Origin of the sequence: Nostoc sp. (assembly GCF_036917465.1) — a bacterium.
Taxonomy (GTDB): Bacteria; Cyanobacteriota; Cyanobacteriia; order Cyanobacteriales; family Nostocaceae; genus Nostoc.
This window is the reverse complement of sequence record NZ_JBALDL010000091.1, coordinates 83,280-107,534: the sequence shown is the minus strand read 5'-3', so window position 1 is coordinate 107,534 and position 24,255 is coordinate 83,280. Positions and strand designations below refer to the sequence as shown.

17 protein-coding genes are annotated in these 24,255 nt (G+C 42.2%); 7 read left to right on the top strand and 10 right to left on the bottom strand.

All coding sequences use genetic code 11. The features are described 5' to 3' along the window. Nucleotides 1-29 precede the first annotated feature (29 nt). The 7 genes from V7K38_RS24185 to V7K38_RS24155 form a co-directional block, all read right to left on the bottom strand. Nucleotides 30-6,758 carry an amino acid adenylation domain-containing protein gene (locus V7K38_RS24185; protein ID WP_334861428.1) on the bottom strand — a complete coding sequence of 2,243 codons (6,729 nt, stop codon included), beginning with the start codon at nt 6,756-6,758 and terminating at the stop codon, nt 30-32. Between the two features lie 803 nt (nt 6,759-7,561). Then, nucleotides 7,562-7,954 carry a hypothetical protein gene (locus tag V7K38_RS24180; protein WP_334861426.1) on the bottom strand — a complete coding sequence of 131 codons (393 nt, stop codon included), beginning with the start codon at nt 7,952-7,954 and terminating at the stop codon, nt 7,562-7,564. A 173-nt stretch (nt 7,955-8,127) separates the two neighbouring features. Continuing rightward, the gene (locus V7K38_RS24175; protein ID WP_334861422.1) at nt 8,128-9,837 is read right to left on the bottom strand and encodes an aconitase/3-isopropylmalate dehydratase large subunit family protein; all 1,710 of its coding nucleotides are present in this window, start codon (nt 9,835-9,837) and stop codon (nt 8,128-8,130) included. Then, the gene (leuB, locus tag V7K38_RS24170) at nt 9,834-10,916 is read right to left on the bottom strand and encodes a 3-isopropylmalate dehydrogenase (RefSeq protein WP_334861420.1); all 1,083 of its coding nucleotides are present in this window, start codon (nt 10,914-10,916) and stop codon (nt 9,834-9,836) included. The genes V7K38_RS24175 and leuB overlap by 4 nt, the downstream gene beginning before the upstream one ends. Further along, a complete protein-coding gene (locus tag V7K38_RS24165) occupies nt 10,900-12,078 on the bottom strand; it encodes a 2-isopropylmalate synthase (protein ID WP_334861418.1) in 1,179 nt (392 codons plus the stop codon). Before V7K38_RS24165 ends, leuB begins: the two co-directional genes overlap by 17 nt. 24 nt (nt 12,079-12,102) lie before the next feature. Beyond that, nucleotides 12,103-14,283 carry a patatin-like phospholipase family protein gene (locus tag V7K38_RS24160; protein WP_334861416.1) on the bottom strand — a complete coding sequence of 727 codons (2,181 nt, stop codon included), beginning with the start codon at nt 14,281-14,283 and terminating at the stop codon, nt 12,103-12,105. An 814-nt stretch (nt 14,284-15,097) separates the two neighbouring features. After that, the gene (locus tag V7K38_RS24155; RefSeq protein WP_334861414.1) at nt 15,098-15,376 is read right to left on the bottom strand and encodes a hypothetical protein; all 279 of its coding nucleotides are present in this window, start codon (nt 15,374-15,376) and stop codon (nt 15,098-15,100) included. A gap of 48 nt (nt 15,377-15,424) precedes the next feature. On the opposite strand from V7K38_RS24155, the gene V7K38_RS24150 reads away from it, so the two are divergent. Then, nucleotides 15,425-15,787: a hypothetical protein gene (locus V7K38_RS24150; RefSeq protein WP_334861412.1), complete on the top strand. Its 363-nt coding sequence runs from the start codon at nt 15,425-15,427 to the stop codon at nt 15,785-15,787. 302 nt (nt 15,788-16,089) lie between these two features. Here V7K38_RS24150 and V7K38_RS24145 read toward each other — a convergent pair whose 3' ends face one another. Further along, nucleotides 16,090-17,232 (bottom strand): BMP family ABC transporter substrate-binding protein, encoded by a 1,143-nt coding sequence (locus V7K38_RS24145; protein WP_334861410.1) that lies wholly within the window; start codon nt 17,230-17,232, stop codon nt 16,090-16,092. Between the two features lie 217 nt (nt 17,233-17,449). On the opposite strand from V7K38_RS24145, the gene V7K38_RS24140 reads away from it, so the two are divergent. From V7K38_RS24140 to V7K38_RS24120, 5 genes are all read left to right on the top strand, one after another. After that, complete coding sequence (locus V7K38_RS24140; RefSeq protein ID WP_334861408.1) at nt 17,450-18,949, top strand: acyl--CoA ligase; 1,500 nt, start codon at nt 17,450-17,452, stop codon at nt 18,947-18,949. A 40-nt stretch (nt 18,950-18,989) separates the two neighbouring features. Beyond that, nucleotides 18,990-19,379, top strand: coding sequence for a hypothetical protein (locus tag V7K38_RS24135; RefSeq protein WP_334861406.1), 390 nt, complete (start codon nt 18,990-18,992; stop codon nt 19,377-19,379). Nucleotides 19,380-19,539: 160 nt separating this feature from the next. Further along, nucleotides 19,540-19,761, top strand: coding sequence for a type II toxin-antitoxin system HicB family antitoxin (locus V7K38_RS24130; RefSeq protein ID WP_334861404.1), 222 nt, complete (start codon nt 19,540-19,542; stop codon nt 19,759-19,761). Beyond that, nucleotides 19,751-19,963, top strand: a complete 213-nt coding sequence (locus V7K38_RS24125) for a type II toxin-antitoxin system HicA family toxin (protein ID WP_334861402.1) — start codon at nt 19,751-19,753, stop codon at nt 19,961-19,963. Before V7K38_RS24130 ends, V7K38_RS24125 begins: the two co-directional genes overlap by 11 nt. 249 nt (nt 19,964-20,212) lie before the next feature. Continuing rightward, complete coding sequence (locus V7K38_RS24120) at nt 20,213-21,328, top strand: DNA-methyltransferase (RefSeq protein ID WP_334861400.1); 1,116 nt, start codon at nt 20,213-20,215, stop codon at nt 21,326-21,328. On the opposite strand, the gene V7K38_RS24115 is transcribed toward V7K38_RS24120, so the two are convergent. Continuing rightward, the gene (locus V7K38_RS24115; RefSeq protein WP_442940801.1) at nt 21,231-21,923 is read right to left on the bottom strand and encodes a restriction endonuclease; all 693 of its coding nucleotides are present in this window, start codon (nt 21,921-21,923) and stop codon (nt 21,231-21,233) included. The two genes, V7K38_RS24120 and V7K38_RS24115, sit on opposite strands and share 98 nt — an antisense overlap. An 86-nt stretch (nt 21,924-22,009) precedes the next feature. After that, complete coding sequence (locus V7K38_RS24110) at nt 22,010-22,258, bottom strand: helix-turn-helix domain-containing protein (protein WP_334861398.1); 249 nt, start codon at nt 22,256-22,258, stop codon at nt 22,010-22,012. A 253-nt stretch (nt 22,259-22,511) separates the two neighbouring features. Here V7K38_RS24110 and cobJ point away from each other — a divergent pair, with 253 nt between their 5' ends. Further along, nucleotides 22,512-24,236: a precorrin-3B C(17)-methyltransferase gene (gene cobJ / locus V7K38_RS24105; protein ID WP_442940800.1), complete on the top strand. Its 1,725-nt coding sequence runs from the start codon at nt 22,512-22,514 to the stop codon at nt 24,234-24,236. The last annotated feature ends 19 nt before the right edge of the window (nt 24,237-24,255 follow it).

Sequence of the window (24,255 nt, the reverse complement as noted above, 5' to 3'; positions counted from 1 at the left end):
ACTGGGAAGAAATAATCAATGACTAATGACTATTTCGTTTTATTCTTATTCTTATTGACTTTAGCTAAGAATTTATCAAGCTGTTTCTGATTGAGTTTAGCAGCCGAAAAGTCTGAAGGTGTATAGTCTTGAGACTCTTTTAATCGACAATGAACAATCAGATTTTTTAATGCTTCAATAAACCCAAAAGCCAAACGTTCAATCGTGGCTTTTTGATGAACTCGATCGCTATAAGCCCAAGTCATATCTAGCTTACCGGCGCGAATGAATCCGCTTATTCCTAATAGATGGCTGCGCTTACCAATTGCACTTTGTTGCGCTTTCATTTCTTTAACTAAACCCAATGCCTCGGAAGCTTCAAGCACCCGATCAAACTGCCCAAGGTAGTTAAAACTAACTTGTGCTCTCTTGGAAAGTTGCTCCTCTTGGGTAGAACCCAAGACCGCACTTTCCGCTTGAGGTAGCGTTTGTAATTTCACATCATCCTGCCGCAAATAACGCAACACGCCATAACCAATACCTCGATTGGGAATGCGCCGCAGTTGTTCTTTGACTAACTTTAAAGTCTCTCCAGGATTGTCAATTTCTTCTAGCTGTAACCGAACTGGGAATAAAGTGGTAAACCAGCCAACGGTACGCGATAAATCCACATCTTCAAATAAATCTTCCCTTCCATGACCTTCCAAGTCAATCAGTAGTGAATTTTCCCCCGTCCATTGGGCAAAGCTTTGCAATAAAGCTGTCAGCAACACATCATTAATTTGAGTGTTGTAGGCAGAGGGGACATCCTGCAAAAGGACGCGGGTTTCTTCTTCAGTTAAAGCAAGGGATACAGAAGCGGCTGAAGCGATTGTGTTGTCGTCAGAAGCGGGATAGTCTTCTGGTAGTGGAGTAACTTGAAAATTAGACTCACTCAGCCAGTAATCTAACTCCGCAGCGATCGCATCTGATTGGGCATATTCTACCAAGCGATCGCTCCAATATTGAAACGAAGTTGTCTTCCCTGGTAATCTAATCGCTTCACCACGGCTAATTTGTTGGTAAGCCGTAGCAAAATCTTCTAGCAAAATCCGCCACGAAATACCATCTACCGCTAAATGATGGATGATAAATAGTAAGCAATCAGGTCGATCGTTGCCTAATTGAAATAGCGTTACTTGTGCGATCGCTCCAGTAGATAAATTCAGACTAGCTTGGAGTTCAGCATCGGCAGCTTTCATTGCTGTTTGCTGTTCTGCTGCTGAGAGGTGTGACAAATTGATCACGCTAAATGGCACACTTTCCTGGGGGGCGATGTTAAACTGCTGCCAATTTTTCCTTTTTTGCACAAACCTCGATTCTCCCAGGGGGAGACGTGCAAAGCGCGATTCTCCCAAAGGGAGACGTGCAAAGCACGAACGCAAAGCATCATGATGCAGTAACAATTGTTGCACAACTTTCTGTAATAACCCTGGTTGCAAGTTTGGCGACACTTCCAGCAACACTGACTGGTTAAAGTAATGAGGTTCCGGCAATTTCTGCTCGAAAAACCAATGTTGGATCGGTGTCAGCGCCACTTTGCCAGTAACTAATCCTTGTTCAGCTTTAACTTGGCGAGTCATACCCGCCACAGCAGCTAACTCAGCAATAGTTTGGTATTTAAATAGCTGTTTGGGAGCAATTTGAATTCCCGCTTGCTGCGCACGAGAAATTACCTGAATGCTGAGAATCGAATCTCCACCCAGTTCAAAGAAGTTATCATGGATGCCAACTTCCTCTAGTCGCAAAATTTCTGACCAAATCGCCGCTAATCTATTTTCTATCAAGGTTTGGGGAGCAACAAAGTTATCTTTATCTTCTGCATTTCGAGAAAGATCGGGGACTGGTAGGGCGCGGTAGTCTACTTTGCGGTTGGGTGTCATCGGCAGCGCCTCTAGCAGCACAAAAGCCGAGGGAACCATATAATTCGGCAGTTTCTCCTTAAGGAAATGGCGCAGTTCATCGTTAGTTGCTGGCGGCTGGTGGGGTACAATATAAGCCACAAGGCGCTTTTGTCCAGGGATATCTTCACGGGCAATCACGACAGTCTGAAACACCTGTGGATGTTGGCGTAACACTGTCTCAATCTCTCCTAACTCGATGCGGAAACCGCGAATCTTTACCTGATCGTCAACTCGACCGAGATATTCTAGGTTGCCATCTGCGCGAAATCGTGCTAAGTCGCCAGTTTTATATAATTTTGGATTTTGGATTTTGGATTTTGGATTGTAAAATGGATTCTCAATAAATTTCTCAGATGTGAGTTCTGGGCGTTGCCAATATCCTCTAGCTAAACCTGCTCCGCCAATGTGCAGTTCTCCAGGAACTCCGATCGGCAATGGTTGCAGATATTGATCTAAAACATAAACCTGAGCATTGCTGATCGGTCGTCCGATCGCAACCCAGTCAGAATCTGAGGAGTTTAAGCGGTGTAAAGTGGTTACAACTGTTGCTTCCGTTGGCCCGTAACTATTAAATAATTGCGGTGGCTGAGAAGAATGAGCAATACTACTGTGCCAATGCTTCACTTTTTCTAGTTGAGCTTCTTCTCCCCCAATAATCACAACCCTGAGACTTTCAGGAATTCGGGAGTCTTCACAGGTAAGTTCCGCTACTAATTGATGCCAGTACGCTGTGGGAAGATCCAAAACAGTCAACTGCCATTCTCGGCAACATCGCCAAAACTCATTGCTGGAGTGCAATATCTCTTCGGTACGTAGTACTAATGTTGCACCGATCAAAAGACAAGGAAAGATTTCTTCGATAGATGTATCAAAGCAAATAGACGCAAATTGGAGAATATTATCGCCTGCATTAATTCCATATTCATGAGTGGCGGTGATGACGAAATTTATTAGCGATCGCTGTTCAACCATCACGCCCTTGGGTTTTCCCGTAGAACCAGAGGTATAAATAATGTAGACGAGGTTGTTAAGTTGAACCTCACAAATTGGATTGCTTGTATTTTGTTGAGCAATTATTGCCCAGTCGTTATCTAAACAGATCGTTTTTCCGCCATAATCTGCTAATTTATCCTGAAATCTTTCTTGAGTCAGCAAAATACCTAATTGCGTATCTTCAAGAATGTCAGCTAATCGCTCTTTGGGATAGGCAGGATCGAGGGGAACGTAAGCACCCCCGGCTTTGAGAATAGCAAGTAAGCCCACAATCCTCTCTAGGAAACAATCAACGCAGATACCTACCAGCGTTTCTGCTTTGACTCCCAAACTTTGGAGATAGTGGGCTAATTGATTGGCGCGATCGCTCAATTGGCGGTAAGTTAATTGTTGACCTGCTTGCTGAATCGCTACAGCATCGGGAGTTAACTCCACTTGGGCTGCAAATAACTCATGCACACATTTAGCTGCGGAATACTCTCGGTGAGTTTGATTCCATTCCACCAATAATTGCTGCTGAGTCTGCGTTAGTAATGGTAATTCGGAAATTCGCTGCTCTGGATTCGCAACAATTCCTTTTAGTAATATTTGATACTGCTCTAGCATTTGTTGGATTGTGGCAGCATCAAAAAGATCGCTATTGTATTCTAAGACTAGGGTGATTCCTTTTGCTCCCGTTCTAGAACCGTTCTGTACGCTTTGTTCAAAACGCGGTATGACGAGGAAATCTAGATCGAACTTTGCAGATTTATTACTGAGTGGTTCATGCAAGCTGATGTCCAAACCTGGGAGACTCAAATCTGGCATGGCGGAATCATGGAAGCTGAACATCACTTGAAACAGGGGGTTGTAACTCAAGTTGCGTATTGGCTTGAGAACATCTACCACTTTATCAAAGGGTAAGTCCTCATTCGCGTAAGCTTCGAGTGTCACTTGCCGCACCCGATCGAGTAATTCCCGAAATGTGGGATTACCTGACAAATTGGTGCGTAACACCAAGTTATTGACAATCATGCCAATTAACTTTTCAATCTCCTGCATTCGGCGATTGGCAACCGCAGTGCCGATGCTAATATCATCTTGTTGGGTGTATCTGTGCAAGATAACTAGAAAAGCTCCCAGCATCGTCATAAATAAAGTTGCACCGACTTGACGGCTGAGAACTCTCAGGGATTCGCACAAATCGCTGGGAAGTTCCATTCTGACTTGATCACCATTGTAAGTTTGCTCTGTCGGTCGTGGGCGATCATAAGGTAATTCCAACAGAGGCGAACTACCTGATAATTTTTGTTGCCAATAGGTTAATTGGGCTTTGGCTTCTGCGGTATTCACCCATTCACGCTGCCAATGGGCAAAGTCTGCAAATTGCAAGTATGGTTCAGTTAGTGGGGAAGGTTTACCCGCACAGAAGGCTGGATAAAGTTCTAGCAACTCACCCAAAAACACATTGAATGACCAACCATCATGAGCTATATGATGCTCAATATGGATCAATTGATGTTCTTGATCGCTCAACTTTAATAAAACCCACCTCACCAAGGGTAGTTGATTCATATCGAAGGGCTGTTGCAATTCTGCCTCACATAGCTTCTGAGCCTCGGTTTCTTGCTCAGATTCCGGGAATGCCTGGAGGTCAATTACTTTAAAACTAATTGGTTGGTGTGGGTTAATGACCTGAAATAGTCTACCATTTACCGCCGGATAAGTCGTGCGGAAGATTTCATGACGCTGCACAATTTCATCCAGACACTGATGTAAAACTGTGACATCAAGCCGACCTTGAAATCGGATCTTTGCCTGGAATTGGTAAGCACTATTTTCCGGCGCTAATTGCTGGATGAAGTACACTCGCTCTTGAGCAAAGGAAACTGGCAATAATCCTTCATGGGGAATTCGTTCTATGGCTAGACGTTGCCTCTGTTGTTCTGTGTTACCTTGGGTGAGCAATTGAGCTAAACTTGCGATCGTGGGGTTTTCAAAGATTTGCCCAAAGGATAACTCGACGGGGAAAACTTCGCGCACACGAGAAATCATCTGAGTTGCAATTAGCGAATGACCACCCAGGTAGAAAAAATTATCATTGACTCCAATAAGATCGAGCCTTAGTAATTCAGCCCAAATCGCAGCTAACTTTTCTTCAATTGGGTTACGGGGTGCGACAAAGCTTTCTTCGAGATTGGGGCGGGTGCGATCGCAAGCTGGAAGATTCCGCCGATCCACTTTACCATTGGGAGTAAGGGGCAAGGAGTCGAGAATCACAAAGACTGCTGGCATCATGTAGTGGGGCAGTTTTTCTTGAAGAAAGCCTTTGAGGGTAGTGACGCTCAAATCGACTTTTTGGTTAGGAACAATATAGGCAACAAGGCGCTTATCGCCAGGGATGTCTTCACGGGCAATTACCACAGCCTGCTGTACATCCGAATGTTGACTCAAAAGCGCCTCAATTTCTCCTAATTCAATGCGGAAGCCGCGAATCTTCACCTGATTATCAATTCGCCCAATAAACTCAATATTGCCATCTGGTAAGAACCGGGCTAAATCGCCAGTCTTGTATAACCTGCTGCCCCCTTCCCCCTGCATCCCATCCTCTACCTCCTCAAACGGATTAGAGATAAATTTTTCCTCGGTTAATTCTGGACGGTTTAGGTAGCCTCGTGCCAAACCGTCACCACCAATATACAATTCACCAGCATTACCAACTGGAACTGGTTGAAGTTTAGAGTCTAGTATATAGATTTGTGTATTGGAAATTGGGCGACCAATCGGTACATTTGTAGCTCCTTCTGGAATATCTTGCACTAAATAACAACAAGCAAATGTTGTACTCTCAGTAGGGCCATAAGCATTTAACAATCGCTGTGGCGGCCCATTTCTAAGAACTGCTTTAACAGACTTAGGATCGAGAGTATCGCCTCCAATAAGTAAGTGATCCAGGTCTTTAAATGCTTCAGGGACAATGCTAGCTAACTGATTAAATAAAGCTGGGGTCAAAAATAATATACTAATCTTTTGTTCACAAATGTATGTTGCAAAGTTCTGCGGCGAAAGCACAACATCTTGAGGAATTATCACCAGCCTAGCCCCGTGCAGGAGAGATCCCCAGATTTCAAATGTAGCTGCGTCAAATGAAGTATTTGAGGCTTGAGCAACGCTAATACCGCCGTAGGCATCGCAATTCCTAAACTGCACGTAGTTGGTGTTGCATACTAGCCGATTGACAGCCCGATGCGGTACAGCTACTCCTTTTGGTGTTCCTGTAGAGCCAGAGGTGTAGATGACATAAGCTAGATTTTCAGCCGTGGCGTTGTTAGTAAGATTTTCTTGACTTTGGCAGTTAATTAATTCCCAGTCACTATCTAGACGAACTAACTTTACCCCGCTTGTAGCCAACCCTTCAACGAATTTGTCTTGGGTTAACAACACCTGCACTTGCGAATCTGCAAGCATGAACGATAGCCGCTCTTTGGGATATGTTGGATCTAGGGGTACATAAGCTCCACCTGCCTTGAGGATGCCCAATAATCCTACAATCATTTCTAGCGATCGCTCAACGCAAATCCCAACCAGTACCTCTGGTCTTACACCCAAACTTTGGAGATAATGTGCTATTTTATTGGCTCGGTGGTTCAATTCTTGATAAGTTAGTTGTTGCTCTTTGAAAACAACAGCAATATTCTCTGGAGTTTTTTCTACCTCTGCTTCAAATAATTCATGTATGCACAGATGTTTGGAGTAATCTATTCTAGTATCATTCCATTCAACTAATATTTTGTGTAGTTCCTGCTCAGTTAAACCAGAGTTATTATTAATAGATTGAGTAGAGTTGATGATAATCTTTTCCATAAAATTATTATATAGGTTACGATATTTAACTAATAATATATTTAAATTATTTTGGATATGTCATTTTAGCGTTTAATCCGTTTTAATTGAACTCCAAGAGGATGTTTGAAAAGTCTACGATTGTATTCAGATCCCCCCTTAAAAAAGGGGAAATAACCTTTTCAAAGTCCTCCTTTTTAAGGAGGATTTAGGATGATCTCAAGTTTTAGATACTTCAGTAACCACTTTTCAAACAACCTCTAAGACCATCTAATACAGTTCGGTTACAATCGCCCCGTCTATGGAAAACCACTTTAAAAGTGGGTAAAACAGGTTTGCAAGCCCCATTGTTCAGGGAGGCTAGAGGAGATATTCTAAAATCTTAACCGAACCGTATTGAGAGGTCATATTCTTTAATTCACACGAATTAAGTGTTAGAGGATGTTTGAAAAGTCCTCTTGTCGGTATCAAAAGTTTTAGATCCCCCTAAATCCACGCCACGTGCTTCAAGTCCGCAGAGCCGCCCAACGCAGTGGCTCCCCTTAAAAAGGGGGACTTTAACTCCGGTTCCCCCCTTTTGAAGGGGGGTTAGGGGGGATCTAAAGTGCCTAAAGTCACAGCGAAACACTTGTTCATTCAACCTCTTAGGATTTACGCAAAACTACATGCGGTAGGGGCAGTTCATGAATTCCCCTACCGGAAACTCAAGGTTTGGGCTATTTTTGGCGTAAGTCCTGAGTGTTTAGCAAATCTGTCGTCATTGGGAAATAATCCCTGAAATTAGTGCCATTCAATCAGGCATTTTACCGAATGTAACAGTGAAATTATTCATCAACAATTTCAACTGTTTTTGGTTGGTTATACTCTTCGGTGTCAATAATGACCTCTGGGCTAAGTTGATTTTTCAATTTCAGTTTTAGCTCCTCTGAAATGGGTAAATCTTTAATTTCTTTGAGGAGGTATCTCACTGATTCGGTTTTGCTCCGTTCTGTATAAATGGCCTTAAGAATAGCTTCAATTCCATATCCCGCTACAGTATCTCCTATAACGGTTATTAAACCAAGCAATCCTATACCTCCGACGATGCCAAAAGGCCCTCCCAAGGCTGTGATGGCAGCTGCAACAGCCGCAGAACTACCTCCTGATGCGACTGTTAGAACCACGAGAATTACACCAGGAAGACCCAGACCGGCCAACTTTTTAACGATTTCGTCCATTGTAATTACCTAAAATCCTTATACTGTTGGTTAATACATGACTAAGGGTACAAGATAGAGTCTTTGTAAATAAAGAAACCTATCTCAGAATCTAGACTAAGCTAGATAAGAGTCATTGGCGATCGCATTGGGTTAATATTTTTTGAATTTACCCCGATCTCAAAGTTCAGTCTTTAATTCAAGCGATCGCTAATTTTTCCATTAACAGCAGAGATAGCAACTGTTCTAGGTGAGGCTAAATAATTTTTGCCCGTTGGATCGCCACTGCGTCCTTTAAAATTGCGATTGGTTGCATAAATACCTGTTTCTTCTTTTGCCAAAACTCCCAATCCAGAATTGATACAAGCCCCACAACCTGTCTTAAGAATCTGCGCCCCTGCTTGTTCAAAAATATCGAGATAGCCCAACTCTTGGGCTTGTTCTCGAATTTCAAGGGTTGCAGGTACAATAAACAAGCTTACACCGTCTGCCAGTTGGCGACCGTTCAAAACTTCCGCAGCCTGAGCCAAATCATAGAGTTTTCCACCGGTACAAGAGCCAATAAAGGCTTTGGTAATGGGAATATCCTCTAATTGACTAATACCCACTACCCGATCGGGTTTTGGGGGACGTGCAACTTGCGGTTCTAAATCGCTGAGGTCAAATTCATAAATCCTTTCATACTCAGCATCAGCATCCCCACTAATTTCTTCAAATTCTTGGGAACTACGATTTTTTACATATTCACGTGTCACCTCATCAGGAACGATTAAACCACATATTGCCCCACACTCAACTGCCATATTAGCGAGAGTCAACCGTTCATCAAATGGTAGTTGAGTGAGGATTGAACCTCTAAATTCCATTACCTTACTGGTAGCGCCAGCACAGCCGATTTGTCCTAAGATAAATAAAATAATATCCTTGGCACTGATTTGAGAAGGTAAGGTTCCAGACAACTCAAATACTAAGGTTTGGGGAACGCGAATCCACATATCTCCTGTGGCATAAATATTCGCCATATCTGTCGTACCTACACCCGTAGAGAAGGCCCCTAATGCCCCGTAGGTGCAGGTATGAGAATCTGTACCAGCAATCACCATTCCCGGCCGGACAAATCCTTTTTCTGGGAGTAAAACGTGGCAAATACCTGCTGCTTCACCTGGGGAAACCATATCAAATAAGTGGCATCCTTGGTCTTGAGCAAACTTAATCATCTGTTCGTACATCAGATGAGCTTTGTTATCAGGGCGGATGTCGTTAACTTGGATAAAGTGATCTGCTACTAAAACCACCCGTTGGGAGTCCCATAACTTTGCCTCTTCTCCAAAGTGTTTATAAAATGTTTTAGCTACAGGGCCGGCTACAGCATCATGGGATAAAGCTAAATCGATTTGGGCAAAAACCACCTCTCCCGGCTTGATGTAGGAATTACCGGAGGCTTTTGCTAAGAGTTTTTCTACTAAAGTCATCGGTCTAGTAGATGTCAGGCTGCGAGGAATGGTAATCTGACCATGACGACGCATTTGATTAAAAGCCATCAACCCGCCTGCTGCTGCGATCGCATCAACTACTGGATTCTGCTCTTTTTCCCCAAAAATCTCAAGGGAAAGTCCAATATTTATACTATTCCTATAAAAAATCTCTGCAAAGGATCGCGCCCGAATTTTCTTAACTCCCGCAGCTTGGATGGCAATGGGGGCAACTTCTCGACTGGAACCACACCCAAAATTTTCTCCAGCTTCAATTACATCGTATTTTTGCAGTTCACCTTCACCAATCAGGTGTTCTAAAGCATACTGTTTTAAATATTCAGGGTCATCTGTTGTGGCACGATTGGCGGGAATAATATCATCAGTATTAATATCATCTCCCAAGTGCAAAACTTTATTTGCGTTACTCATGCATAGATAGCTCCTAATTCCGAATATTGCCCAACCGAAATTTCTTCTAGTAAAAGGTTAACCAAGGTTTCAGTATTGACCACAATTTCTTCTCCTTGAGGAGACAAATCGGCTGTGCGGTATCCTTTGGCTAAAATTCGGTCTTGTGCTTGAATAATCCGTTGGGCAGCCTGCACTTCGCCCCATTGCTGAAGCATTAAAACACAGGCTCCGAGAGTTCCCAAAGGATTAGCAATTCCTAAACCTGCAATGTCTGGGGCTGTACCATGAATGGCTTCGTATAGACCAAATCCGTCAGCATTCAGACTGGCCGATGCTAATAAGCCGATGGAGCCAACTAATGCACCACCAATATCACTGAGGATATCTCCAAAGAGATTTCCCGCCAAAATCACATCAAACCGTTGCGGATTGAAAACCATTTGCATGGCTAAGTTATCCACCAGCATTGGTTCAATCACAACATCGGGAAACTGTGCGGCTTCTTCTTGTACTAAACGAGTCCAGGGCAAATGGGGCAAGGCATTTTCTTTGTGGGCTACGGTGAGTAATCCTCGGCGGTTTTGGGCTTGCTGTAATGCTTTACGAGCGATCCGACGAATTTCTTCATCGTAATAGCGCATCGTATGATACCCGTAAGTTCCCTGGTCATCTGAAGCTCGTCCAGATGGGCCAAAATAGATGCCACTAACTAGTTCTCGAACGATCAAGATATCAAGTCCTTGAACTTTTTCTGGTCGGAGGCTAGATTTATGCAGGAGACTTTTAACGCTACGGATGGGGCGAAGATTGCAAAAAAAGTCGAAGTGTTTTCGTAGTTCTAGTAATCCCCCTTGACTAACAGCACCAAATACAATCCCATCGGCTCCATCGCATAGTTGAGCGGTGACTTGGGGGAAGTAACTACCAAACTGCTCTAAGGCAGTTGCACCAAGCCAACCATAATCTAGCTGTAAGGTAAATCCTTCAATTTGAGCGACACGTTGGAGAATTTTTAAGGAAGCTTCCACAACTTCTGGCCCAATCCCTTCCCCAGGAATACCAACAATCCGATAGGATGGCTTACTTAAAGACCCCATTTTCCCATAACTCCAATACTTCATTGGCTGTAAAATAGCGTTCTTGCTCAACAGCAAGAGATTTGATTACTGAGCGCATTTTCTCGTATTGCGTTCTGGGTTGAGGATTTTGCATTTGCTTTTCAAACAGATATTGGAAATTACTAACTCCACTCCATTTACCAAATACAACGTCTATACTGCCGTAAGGAAAAATTGCAAAGCTGTTGGGGTCTGAAAATAAACAATTGACATGAGTCCCAGTTTCATGCCATTGAGAAGTTTGAGAGTAAGGGGGGGCTGGGCGAACTCCTAATTTTTCAATGTAATCAGTCACAGGAGCGATCGCTTCATAGTTGATACCTTGAGCTTCAATTCCAAAGCGGACTCGTAACCCATTCAATACCTGCTCGATGGGAATATTTCCCGCACGTTCCCCAATGCCGCAAAACGTACCCGATACTAAAGTCGCTCCAGCCATGAGAGATTGGAGGGTATTTTCGAGAGCCATGCCCATATCATTGTGGTAGTGTACCCCGAAAGCTACCCCTGTGGTGGATTGGAGCAGGTCGCTAACCCAGATATAGCTCTTTTCTGGACTGAGAATCCCCACCGTATCACAGAGAATAAAGTTTTCAATATAAGGACTGCATGAGCGGATACATTGCACTAAAAAGTCAAAATCGGCTCTAGAAGCATCCTCTGCGGCGAAGTCTACTCTCAATCCGGCGATCGCAGTTGCATAATGCAAATTTTCGACAATTAAATCGATCGCATTTTGACGAATTTGCTCGATTACATAAGCGGGAATCTCGTCATCAATGGTTTTGCCTTTAAACTCTTTCACCTGCCGGATTTGAGGATCTCGTAAAAATAGTAGGCGATCGGAAACTGCATGAAAAAGGATGATCCGCTTAACTCCGCAGTCTTTGGCTAAGTCAATAAACTGCTTGTTCATTAAGGTAGCCGACAAAATCTGACTGTCCAATCCTTCTGATACTAATGTTTTAACTAGTTCAGCTTCCTGTTCACAGACACAGGGCATAGTGTCAATTCCATGAACTCCCGTTTGAGAAATTAAATGGGCAAGTTTTTGTTTGTTTGGGTAAGAGAAAAATAGACCTGCTTGTTGTTCTCCATCTCGCAATGTGTCGTCGTAAATCTTGATGGGGAGGGTTTCCATTTTTTTACTTTCTCATATTAAGATTTATTTTGATAAAATCTCACATAACTCATCGATTTCTTGATTTTTTTCTTGAATCAGGATGTTACCTAAAAGTTGTAACTGCCGCAGATTTTCTAGCTTGGCATTATCTATTGCTTCGAGTTCACTTTTTAAGAATGTTTGGAACCGATAATAAGAAGATTTATTACCTTTGTTGCTAGACTCAAACAATCTTTCTAATTCTCCTGCGACTACTTCACTTCCACCATCAAGCACAATATTTAGGAGTGGGTTTGCCCATTGTAATAGTCCCCATTTTTTCACTTCGTCATAGGGGTAAACACTTGTTAGAGAACCAGCACCCAATGATACTAATAAGATATCCTCTATATTCAAAACTTGTTTGCTTTCTTGTCTACTAATTTGCGCTTCTAAAATAGCCAAATTAGCTGGATTGTTAGCGATTATTCCGCCATCGACTAAAGTATAGAAGCCGTTGGGATTATGAGAACTAGAAACACGATAGGGAGCAAAATAAGTCGGAGTTGCAGTAGTTGCTAATGCCGCATCTGTGAGCGTAAAACCTGCACATAACTTGCGAAACTTTTTCGATTCTGTCTGTTGTTTTTCTAGCTTGTTGGTAAAGAATATCGGAATTCGCTGCTCGATATCGTAGCTAGTTACAAAAACTTCTTTGAGATTATTTTCTAGAGAAGTATCACCAAAATATTGCCTAATAATTTCTTCTCTCCCCTCTGAAGAATATTTTGGTTGAACGAATATATCTTCTATCTGACCGAGTACTTTTTCCCAGAATGGCTCGTAAAAGATTTCAGCCCCATACTCAAGATATATTTGTAGGAGATCCTCAGCACTATATTGGGCGGTGGGTGGGCTATCAGGTACGTCTAAATTTAATTTTGGTTTAGTTAATCCAAGTGCCAGAATTCCGCCGCTAGAAGTGCCAGAGATTAAATCGAACAAACTAAAAATTGGCTTTTGTGTCCGCCTTTCAATTTCTGCCAGGATCATTGTGGGGATAATGCCGCGAATACCGCCTCCATCAATGGCAAGTATTTTGTATTTGGGATTGGCTTTAGTATTCATAGTTTTTTGCGATCGCTCCTGAGTTGATGTTTGTGGTTGTTGTTGCTGTTGAATATTGACTGCAACTTCGCTTTCCCCAGTTTGGTCTGTTTCAGCTTTTTTCTGTGCTATTGCAGGGACTATTGGGGATGAAATGTTGGTAGATTTTTCGCTTTGTCTCTTTGTACCTTTTTTTGCTTTTCTTTCTTCTGCCGGAGACACTGCGCTAGCTTCTACAGCAGGAAGCTCAAGGGATGCTGAATTAGCAATTGCTTCAACAGAAATAACCTCTGTGACTGGTAGACTAGTTGTTTCTACTTCAACAGGAACAAACTCTGTGACTGGCAGACTAGTTGTTTCTACTTCAACGGGAACAACTTCTGTAACCGACTGAGTTGTTGCTTCTAAACTACTAGTTTCACTATTGGATAATTGTGGAGTTCCCAATGGAATTTCTACTAAATCCCAGCGAGGATTGCCACGCAAGGTTCCATTATGGGCATTTACTGTCTGGTCTTGTATAGTCGGCCCTTGTCTTTCATTTAATCTCCAATAAGCTACTAATCCTGGTTCATTCCCAACTAGAGGCTGATAGCTATGCGTCTGGATTTCCACTGGGGGACAGGGGTAATTCCAGACGCTAATGTTAGCTAATTGACCTGTGAAATATATGTGATTGTGTAAAGTCGCGCCCAGAGTTACAGAACTAGTTGCTTTATTTAGAGAATCACCTGTAAGATAGCCAAAATACTCATGCTCATCAAGATATACGCTCAATTGACCTTTGTTAAAAACAATGGCAAAAAAGTGCCATTGTCCAACAGTTAATTCTCCATTGCCAAAGGTTTTGATAACATTGTCAATCTTCTCATCAATGTATATATCTAGATTTCCTAACTCACTAATACCGAATTCAAAATTATCACTATATCTATCTGAAGAACGCGCAAGAAAAACATTCCGTGTTCCATAAGTAGTAGCTTTATTTGTTAGCTGATGAGGATTTACCCATCCCGAAATCGTAAAAGCTGAACTTCCCTCAGCAAAAACACCACCAAAATCATTTTTACCAAAATCTATGTAATCATCTTTACCGTCAAATGTAATCACTGATTGACTATATACATCATTTGCCACGATATTTTAATCTCCACAAATTAATTAAATCTAATCTCGGATAAATACTAATAAGACAATCAATCTTAGATTTTACTATTTTAGAGTGTAAGCTTTTTAAGCTTGTAAACTAATGATTTTAATTTTTGAAACTTCCAGGATGTAAAATTAATTAGCTCTTTTTACTTAAGGTATATAAGCTAGCCTTACAAATAGTCTCAGATTTATCAAAAAAATGCAATAGCAGCTAAAAGTAGATAATTCAATAATTAAGTAGACAGTTAAGACAGTTAAGACAGTTAAGACGGTTAAGATAGTTAAAAGTTAAGACAGTTAAGACAGTTAAGACAGTTAAGTGGGTTATTAAAATATTTAAAAAAGTTAAGAAATAATAATGAGAATCTGTAAATTTTTTGCAGCTAAGTTCGGTAATTCTTTTTATGACTGGAGTTTGCACTACTTGCCGGTTTAAAACTCCAAACCTGTACAGCAGAGCTATTTCATTTTAAACGTAGACATCTGAATCGTGTAATGCAGCATTCTATTCTGGTCAACGCATCAACTCTCCTATGTCAAATCGCAATTATACAAGCCAATTGACTTGCATAGACAAGAGTATATATAGGATTCCTATTTTATTTTTGAAAAAATCCAGCTTCAAACCGATTCTTGCGATTCTCGATCTTCCATCTTGACTCGTCCTTGGTACTTTCAGCCCTTTGTGTACGCCTTAGCCGATGAAGGCAGAGGAATGGAAGTGAGGTTTTCCAAATTCAGCGAGCGGGAAATTTATTTTCCTCTGTGCATAAGATTACAGCTATTTTCACGTAACAGATCAGTAATGTTTTTGATCTGTACTTGAGTGAATAGCTTTGTTCAAATCCCGGAGCAAGTCTTCTTCGGCATCGCGTTCTTGCTTGAGTTCTCTAATCATTTCCTGACTAGAACCAATCAGCAAACCAGTAACTGCACCCACAAGGGCGTATTTTTGCTCCAAATTTTGATACATTTGACTCGTGTAGGGGCAAGGAAATAAACCAGCAGCAATAAAACCTATTCCTGCACCCACAAATGCTGTCACAAAGCCAGAGAAAGCGATCAGTCTAGCATTCATTTGCTTTGCTCCAATGCTTATAACTTTGGTGAATTATAGGAATCCGGTTTGATTTCTGAAAAGATTCGTAGGGGAGCCACTCGTGTGGGCGGGTTTCCCGACTTGAGCGTTAGCGACGCAGGAGCTTCACTAGCGTTGTTTTACCACGGACAGTACAGCACCAAAACCTTGATAATGGTGCGTTACGAATTTCGTTCTAACACAATGCCAGTTGCGACAACGGAGGGAACCTCCGTTCGGGTTCACCAGTCGCCTACGGCGGGAAACCCACCTACAGTAATGGCTCCCCTACAATACCTAATTTTGTTCAAAAATCAAATACGAGTCCTATATGTATATTCTCTCAGTGGTTCCCAAAGTTGCAACTTAATCTTTACCTCTTGTAATAGTATGCACAATTGCATAGAGTAGTACCCTACTCATTCCAATGAACATCGCTAGATGCTGCAACTTGTTTTTCGGCTGGCTGCAAATCTGCGATCGCAGTTTGTAAATTATTTCTAGCAAGGTGTAACTCTTGTCTAGCTAAAGCTCCTTCTCTAACTAATTGGTAGATATCAAAGGTTTTTGAGGCTGATATAGCCAGGAAAAACGACGAACGCGAGTGCGTTTACTAGAGAAATAATCTCAACTAGCGATACGCCTCTTTGATTCCGCTTACCCTGATGGGGAAGCAAGGTACGCGATCGCTAACGGTGATTTTGAATTGCTGGCTATAATTTTATTTTGGGAATCGACCCTTCAATTCCCTCAACATACCAATCCATCGCCAGTTGTCCGCGATCGTCCAACACCTTACCCTGTGGTACTCGCACTACCCCTTTTTGGTCTTTTACTGGGCCATCAAAAGGATGTGCAGTACCCTGAATAAATTCATCGCGCTTTGCATTCACCAGTTGTTGCACATCCGCAGGAATCGCTTGATTCATCGAGGAAATATCCACCATCCCTTCAGCAATCCCATCCCAAACACTTTGAGATTTCCAACTATTATTCATTACAGCCAAGGCTTTATCTGTATAAAATTTGCCCCATTTGTTAATCACTGATGTCAAGTGGGTTATTTGACCAAACTTACTCATATCACTGTTATAGCCAAAAGCATAAATGCCTTTTTCCTCAGCTAATTGGACAACAGCACCAGAGTCGGTATGCTGCGTTAGTACATCTGCACCTGAATTAATTAAAGCTTGAGCCGCTTCTCTTTCTTTAGCTAGATGGTGCCAACTTTGTACCCAAAGTACCTTAACTTTTGCTTGGGGATTTGTTGAGCGCATTCCTTGAGTAAATGCATTGATTCCCCGAATTACTTCTGGAATTGGGTATGCACCAATAAAACCAACTACATTTGATTTTGTCATCTTGCCAGCAATCATGCCGGTTAAGTAACGTGGTTCTTCAAAGCGTCCTAGATAATTGCCAACATTAGCAGCAAGTTTGTATCCTGCACAGGTTTCAAAAATAACATCACCAAAGTCTTTAGCAACTTTAATTGTTGGATTCATGTACTCAAAGGAAGTTGTAAAAATCAACTTGTTACCATCTAATGCCAGTTGACGAATAACCCTTTCAGCGTCAACACCTTCGTTGACATTTTCAACAAAGGTAGTTTTTACCTTATCGTTAAGATTGGCTTCCATATCTCTGCGTCCTAAATCATGGGCATAAGTCCAACCAAAATCACCCACAGTATCCAGATAAACAAATCCCACTTTAAGAGGTTCATTTACTGTCACAGGTGACGCTGAGGGAAGCATCTCACCCTGTAATTTGGAATTTTTGCCTTGAGCGCAACTCGTTAAGGCAAAACTAGATCCTGCTAAAGTGACATACTTTAGAAAATTCCGACGATCCATATTTTATTGATGGGGTTTAGTTGCTGAAAAATATTTTTCTAATTTCTACTAGTGACAGACACACTATTGACTTAATTTTAGCTCTTGTTCTTTACCGTCAACTGACTAACAAAAGAAAGCAAATAATGGTTGATATTATACAAAAGCAGAATAGTTTTTTTATAAAGAAGGAATTGGGAATGGGGAATGCCTAATTTTACTAATCTGGAGGTTTTGAATGAATTTATTTGAGCTTTTAGCAGGGGAAGACAATCATTTGGCCCTCGTTACACCTGGGGGGCGATCGCTAACCTATAAACAATTGCGCGATAATGTTGTTGGCTTAGTATCCCAACTCAACAGCTTTGGATTGAAACGGGGCGAACGCATTGCCATTGCTATGACTAATGGTTCACCAATGGCTATCACCTTTTTGGCTGCCGCCTTGTGTGGCACTGCTGCACCCTTAAATCCCAAATACAAGCAAGAAGAATTTGCTTTCTACTACGAAGATACCCAAGCAAATGCACTGATTACCTTGTCTGGGGAACCAGAACCAGCTATTGCGGCGATCGCACCCAATATGACGCTGATTAATGCCAAGGTAAACACTGATGGCACTTTAAGCTTTGAATTAGTCAAAGAGAAACTTCCCCCCTGCCCCCTGCCCCCTGCTCCCTTGCCTCAGTCTGACGATCTAGCGATGATTCTCCACACTAGCGGCACTACCAGCCGTCCAAAACGTGTACCGATTCGTCATCGCAATTTAATCGCCTCAGCCAACAACATTATTGGTGCTTACTCACTCACAGCAGCTGACACTACACTTTGCTTAATGCCCCTGTTCCACATTCACGGATTGGTGGGCTGTTTGCTGGCAACTCTCGCATCGGGCGGCACATTAATTTGTCCCAATGGTTTTAATGCCCTGGAGTTTTGGAAACTGGTAGATACCTACAAACCTAGCTGGTACTCCGCAGCGCCAACCATGCATCAGACAATTTTGGCTCGCGCTAGCCGCAACACAGAAATTGTCAAAGCTAATCGCTTTCGTTTCATTCGCTCTAGTAGTGCTTCCTTGCCTCCAATTATTATTGAACAGCTAGAGGCAACTCTTAATGCTCCTGTGGTGGAATCTTACAGCATGACTGAAGCATCCCACTTAATGACTACCAACCCCCTACCACCAAAAGTCAGAAAACCAGGTAGTGTAGGTTATGGCTTTGGTGTGGAAGTTGGCATTATGGACTCCGAAGACAAGCTATTATCTCAGGGAAGTTTGGGCGAGGTGGTGGTAAAAGCACCCAATGTCATTGATGGTTACGAAAACAACCCAGAAGCTAACGCCACAGCTTTTGTAAATGGTTGGTTCCGCACAGGAGATCAGGGTACTCTGGATGCAGACGGCTATCTCCATTTGACTGGACGGATTAAAGAATTGATTAACCGAGGTGGAGAAAAAATTTCTCCTTTAGAAGTGGATGATGTTTTGCTGCGTCATCCCGCCGTCGCTGAAGCTTTAGCTTTTGCTGTTCCCCACAAATCTTTAGGTGAAGATATCCACGCTGCTGTTGTCCTCAAGGGAGAAGCTAGCGAAAAAGAACTTTTAGCTCACTGTTCAACTATGTTGGCAGACTTCAAAGTTCCAAAGCAAATTTATATTTTAGAGCAATTACCTCGTGGTGCTACCGGGAAACTGCAACGGTTAGCGATCGCGAAATTGCTTAACATCGGCTAAATCAACGATACACTAAGGAAAATTCCTTGAGGAAGCATCAATGGCACGGCCAAACGGGGTTCAAACTGAAATATCTGCACAGGAATTGCCTACAATATCAGATGAAGAGACAGTGACAATTGAAGATTTGCCGGAACAAGTAGAGGATGTGCAAGATATTGACGACATCTTGAACTCACTCAAAACCTTGCTGAGTAGCCTAGAAAAGCTCCAAAAAGTCCGGCAGGAAGTGGGGGATATCAAACCGTTAATTGGGCGGATGCTGGATGGGGAACTGGTTGCTGGTGAAGAACTTGAGCAACTAAAGACAGGTGTGAGCAGTCTTTCTCGCCTTGTTCGGGCTTATAATGACCATCAAATAGCGTTGGCTAAAGCCCAACCTGCGAGAAATTTGCTAGATCAAGTCCTCAAAGAGCGGAAAGCTAATTGAGATAAGAAGCAAGCGATGTCTACGACGGGCTACACCTACGCATTTTTTAATTTCAGGAAATGCGATCGCACCCCTAATTACCCAAATGTCTAAACCCACATCGGTTTGTCACTATAGATAGCTGTAAACTGAAGGTGTAACTCAAACTTGAGTCCATCCAATGAAGTCTTTACAAGACTACACTACTGTTATGCGTCCTGATAACAATGGTACATTTGTCGCTTATGTACCAGCGATTTCCGGTTGTCATGCTTGGGGAAAAACGCCAGATGAAGCCCAGACTGAACTTGTCTATGTTTTTGAAATGATTCAGGAAGAATACGAAGAACAAGGGCGTTCTCTACCCCAAGACGTTGAACTGATAATTGCAAATGCCAGCTAAAGCCAGTGAATTAGAACGAGTGGCGCGGAAAGTTGGTTTTGAAAAAGTGCGACAGAAAGGCAGTCATGCTCGTTGGCAACATCCAGATGGACGAGCAGCCACAATTCCAATACATGGTAATGCTGAAATTGGTAAGTGGTTATTTTATGAAATTTTAAAGCAGTTGGGTATTACAGAGGAAGATTTTAACCTGCTAAAGTAATTAGCGCGTAGGCGTTCGCGTAGCGTCTCGTAGGCATAGCCCGTCGTAGACATCGCACCCCTAATTCCCTCAAAAATGCGTAGGCATAGCCCGTCGTAGACATCGCCTTTACGTATGCCTACACGATCGTTATAGTAACTTCGCTATTTTACTCTACTTACTACTGATATTTTTCTCAACAATTGGCGAATAACCTAAAATAGGTTAAAATCACAAAAGTCTAGTATTACTTGCAAGGTAGGTATCGTAATGGAGATTAATAGAGAGAATCTACCCTTAGATCGGATTCTCCTAGAGGATAGCTTACAACTGCTCAGGAATCTGCCAGATCAATGCGTTGACTTAGTTGTATCCTCCCCACCTTATAATCTAGGCAAAGAATACGAATCAAGGCAGGCTCTTGAGATTTATTTGAAAGAACAAACAGCCGTTCTGCTTGAATGTAGCCGGATTCTTAAAAATACAGGTTCGTTATTTTGGCAAGTTGGTGCTTTTTCTGACCGAGGAATGCTGATTCCTCTGGATATTCGCTTTTTTCCGATTTTGGAGTCATGCAGATTAATTCCTCGCAACCGAATTATATGGTCTAGGCAACATGGTCTTCATGCTCAGAAAAAGTTTTCTTGTAGACATGAAACTATTCTTTGGTTTACTAAATCGGATAACTATAAATTTAATCTAGATCCTATTAGAGTTCCCCAAAAGTATCAAAATAAAAAACATTATCGAGGAAATCGTAAAGGGGAACTTTCATGCAATCCAGAAGGGAAAAATCCTGGTGATATTTGGCTATTTCGGAATGTTAAACACAACCATGAAGAACAAACTATACATCCCTGCCAATTTCCAGAAGATTTGGTAGCTAGAATTATCTTAGCTACAACTCACAAAAATGATATTGTTTTAGATCCATTTATGGGATCTGGTACTGCGGCAGTGGTTGCCAGAGATCATGAACGCCATTTTATCGGGTCAGAAATTGAACCAAAATATCATCAAGTTGCCTTGCGTCGTCTCAGTGGCAATCCAGATAAAAATGGTTGTTTTCCCAATTTAAAAACATTGCGCGATTATGTTGAAAAAACTGGTCAATCTATTGATAAATTTAAGTTTGACGTGCAAGTAGGAAATAAAGCTTCAGAACGCAGCAAAGCAAAAATTTATCCAGAAGAGTATCACTTGCAAGAAATGGAAGATAGATTAATCTATGAAGAATCTGCTTTTGCAGCTAATTTAAGAGGTGAAGAGATTCCAGTAGATCCAAAGCTTAATGGTAATGGTAATGGTAAAAAGACCTCTTTGCAAAATCCAATAGTAAAAAAAGTAGAAGAAGTAGAACAAACTGAACTGAGATTATGGAGTTAATAGATAAATTTTTACAATAAGCGAAGCAGACACGACTACGGGCTGAACGTCCAGCAATTATTTCGCATTGGCGACTAACTCTAGTATTCACAGTTCTAGAATATCTTTTAAATAAATACTCAGTCCAGATGATGGGTACTATTGTATTTTGTTGTTCAAATAATCCAACTAGTCTGATTGGTACATCAAAAACTTGGTTTTTAGCCAAAGCTGTTAACTGATTAATAGCTTGCTCATAATAAAGAGTGCTATTAGAAGCAGGAAACATTAGAGCCTTTGTCACTATAATTACCAAATTAGTCGGGTATCCAACAAATTCAGTTTTAGCTTTGAAGAACAATTCCGAGCGTAAAGTGTTATTGAGTAAAAAGGGATAGTTAGAAAATTGAATTTCAATGATGATGCCAGCTTTTGCAAAATCAACGTCTGTACCTAAAAATCTATAAGGTGCTGGTATAGGTATATTTGATTGCCAAGCATCATGAATAAAGGCTCCTTTAATATATTCGTTCGTACCTACTGGATCGAATATTGCATTACCTTGAATTCCAGCTTGATCTGAAGCCTTAATGTGCAAAGGCATTCTAGTGAGAATAGTACTAATCTCATGCCATTCGTCCTTATATTGGGTATTAATGATTGTATCTGCTGCGTTAAAGTCAACATATTGAATAATGATTGTTATATCTCCTTTTGATATTTAAGTAGTTCTTCGATAAAAGCAAGCGGATCTATTTCTAGGACTTGGGCAACTTGTAAAAATTCAATCACGTCAAGGCGACGTTCTCCACGTTCATACTTTGATACATAAGATTGTGGAAGCTCTAGCTTTGCCGACAACTCTGCTTGAGTGAGCTTCGCAGCTTTGCGGGCTTCGATAAGTAGCTGGCGAAACCGATTGTACTCTTCGCTGAAAACTGATTTAGGCACTTTCGCTTGCCTTTTTCTGGCGATGATTTATTCGATCTCAAAGAGAGTTAGTACATAATTCCTAAACTCTGTTAAATTCTAAAACCTAATATGGGATAAACCCAAAATAGGTTTTAGAACTCTAATGTGAATACAGCCCGCGCACTCTGAATTACCCAACCTTGTAAACGGGAAGTCTGTTTATGACTAAATCTGTGGTTTCATTTTAAGGATATCGACTTTTTTAAGATATTTATATAAAAGAAGTTTTATGATGATGAACGTTGCACCCGCCATTGTAGTACTAGGTCAAAATAGCGTGACAGTAGCACGCAAAATAATCACTGTCCTACCAGGGGCGACATTATACGGTTTAGAGGGTCGCACATCGGGAGTTGATGTCAGCTTTACTAATTTTGGTGAGACGCTGCGCGAGTTATTTGCCCAAGGAACGCCGCTAATTGGCATTTGTGCCGCCGGCATTTTAATTAGGACACTAGCTCCCTTACTCTCGGATAAACAACAGGAACCACCGGTGTTAGCTGTGGCTGAAGATGGTAGTGCTGTTGTTCCCCTTTTGGGCGGACTTGGTGGAGTAAACGATTTGGCCCGTCGCATTGCTGAAGCCCTTGATGTCAAGCCTGCAATTACGACCACAGGCGATTTACGTTTGGGTACAACGTTGCTGTCTCCTCCCCCCGGATACCATTTAGCAAACCCAGACGATGCTAAGAAATTTATCTCAGATGTGCTAGCTGGGACGCAAATCAAACTCGAAGGAATAGCACCTTGGTTGAGCGATAGTAAACTGCCCATAGATCCTAAGGGAGATTTGACCATTCAAGTTACCGAACGTTTGGTGACTCCTACAGCCAACTGTCTTGTATATCACCCAGCAACGATCGCGATCGCAATTAATGACACCATTGATGATGCAATCCCTTTAGTACAGCAGCTACTAGCTGATGCCAAACTAGAAAAAACATCAGTCGCCGGGATATTTGCACCCATGACCGCCGCCGCCAATCCCGCAATCCACGCCGTAGCTAGCGCCTTGGGAGTACCTGCCCGCTTTTTTACCCCAAATCAGCTAGAAAGTCTGTTATCACAAGGCTATAGCCCCGCTCAAGCAGCAGCGATCGCAGCTACAGGTACATCTCCCTTATCTTCCTCATCTGCTGACGTGGCGATCGCCATTGCTCCTCAACCAATTGACCCCAACACCATCGGTCAGCCACGCGGACGATTAGCGATTATTGGCACTGGCCCCGGTGGATCGCAATGGATGTCTCCCGAAGTGAAGGAGATACTCAAGTCCGCAACTGACCTAGTGGGTTATAAAACTTACTTAGATTTAATCGGTTCTCTGGCTGATGGTAAGCAACGCCATGAGTCTGACAACCGCGAAGAAGAAGCACGAGCAAAAATGGCTCTTGATTTGGCAGCATCTGGGCGATATGTAGCTGTAGTTTCATCTGGCGACCCTGGTATCTATGCAATGGCAACAGCAGTTTTTGAAGTGTGCGATCGCTATGCCAAACCTGAATGGGATAGTATCGATATTCATGTAGCACCAGGCATTTCGGCTATGCAAGCAGCAGCAGCAGCCATTGGTGCGCCCCTTGGACATGACTTCTGTGCTATTTCCCTGTCTGATATCTTGAAGCCTTGGTCTGCGATCGCCCAACGAATTGCGGCTGCTGCCGAGGCTGATTTCGTAATCGCCTTTTACAATCCTGTTTCTAAAGAGCGTACCTGGCAACTAGCAGAAGCGAGAAATATTTTGCTGAGACATAGAACACCGGATACGCCAGTAGTATTGGCGCGGAATCTCGGTAGACCAGGACAAACGGTGAAAGCGATCGCACTTGACCAATTATCACCCGCAAGCGCTGATATGCGGACAATTATTCTCATTGGTTCCACAAAAACCCGAACCATCAAGCACCGTGATGGTAATATCTGGGTTTATACGCCGCGCCGCTATACCGAACAGTAAGTACGACATTAAAGCCATC

Excerpts from the sequence above, each read along its gene's own strand:
- V7K38_RS24185 (WP_334861428.1), bottom strand. The coding sequence starts at position 6,758 with ATGGAAAAGATTATCATCAACTCTACTCAATCTATTAATAATAACTCT.
- V7K38_RS24180 (WP_334861426.1), bottom strand. The coding sequence starts at position 7,954 with ATGGACGAAATCGTTAAAAAGTTGGCCGGTCTGGGTCTTCCTGGTGTA.
- V7K38_RS24175 (WP_334861422.1), bottom strand. The coding sequence starts at position 9,837 with ATGAGTAACGCAAATAAAGTTTTGCACTTGGGAGATGATATTAATACT.
- leuB (WP_334861420.1), bottom strand. The coding sequence starts at position 10,916 with ATGGGGTCTTTAAGTAAGCCATCCTATCGGATTGTTGGTATTCCTGGG.
- V7K38_RS24165 (WP_334861418.1), bottom strand. The coding sequence starts at position 12,078 with ATGGAAACCCTCCCCATCAAGATTTACGACGACACATTGCGAGATGGA.
- V7K38_RS24155 (WP_334861414.1), bottom strand. The coding sequence starts at position 15,376 with ATGAATGCTAGACTGATCGCTTTCTCTGGCTTTGTGACAGCATTTGTG.
- V7K38_RS24145 (WP_334861410.1), bottom strand. The coding sequence starts at position 17,232 with ATGGATCGTCGGAATTTTCTAAAGTATGTCACTTTAGCAGGATCTAGT.
- V7K38_RS24140 (WP_334861408.1), top strand. The coding sequence starts at position 17,450 with ATGAATTTATTTGAGCTTTTAGCAGGGGAAGACAATCATTTGGCCCTC.
- V7K38_RS24135 (WP_334861406.1), top strand. The coding sequence starts at position 18,990 with ATGGCACGGCCAAACGGGGTTCAAACTGAAATATCTGCACAGGAATTG.
- V7K38_RS24130 (WP_334861404.1), top strand. The coding sequence starts at position 19,540 with ATGAAGTCTTTACAAGACTACACTACTGTTATGCGTCCTGATAACAAT.
- V7K38_RS24125 (WP_334861402.1), top strand. The coding sequence starts at position 19,751 with ATGCCAGCTAAAGCCAGTGAATTAGAACGAGTGGCGCGGAAAGTTGGT.
- V7K38_RS24120 (WP_334861400.1), top strand. The coding sequence starts at position 20,213 with ATGGAGATTAATAGAGAGAATCTACCCTTAGATCGGATTCTCCTAGAG.
- cobJ (WP_442940800.1), top strand. The coding sequence starts at position 22,512 with ATGATGAACGTTGCACCCGCCATTGTAGTACTAGGTCAAAATAGCGTG.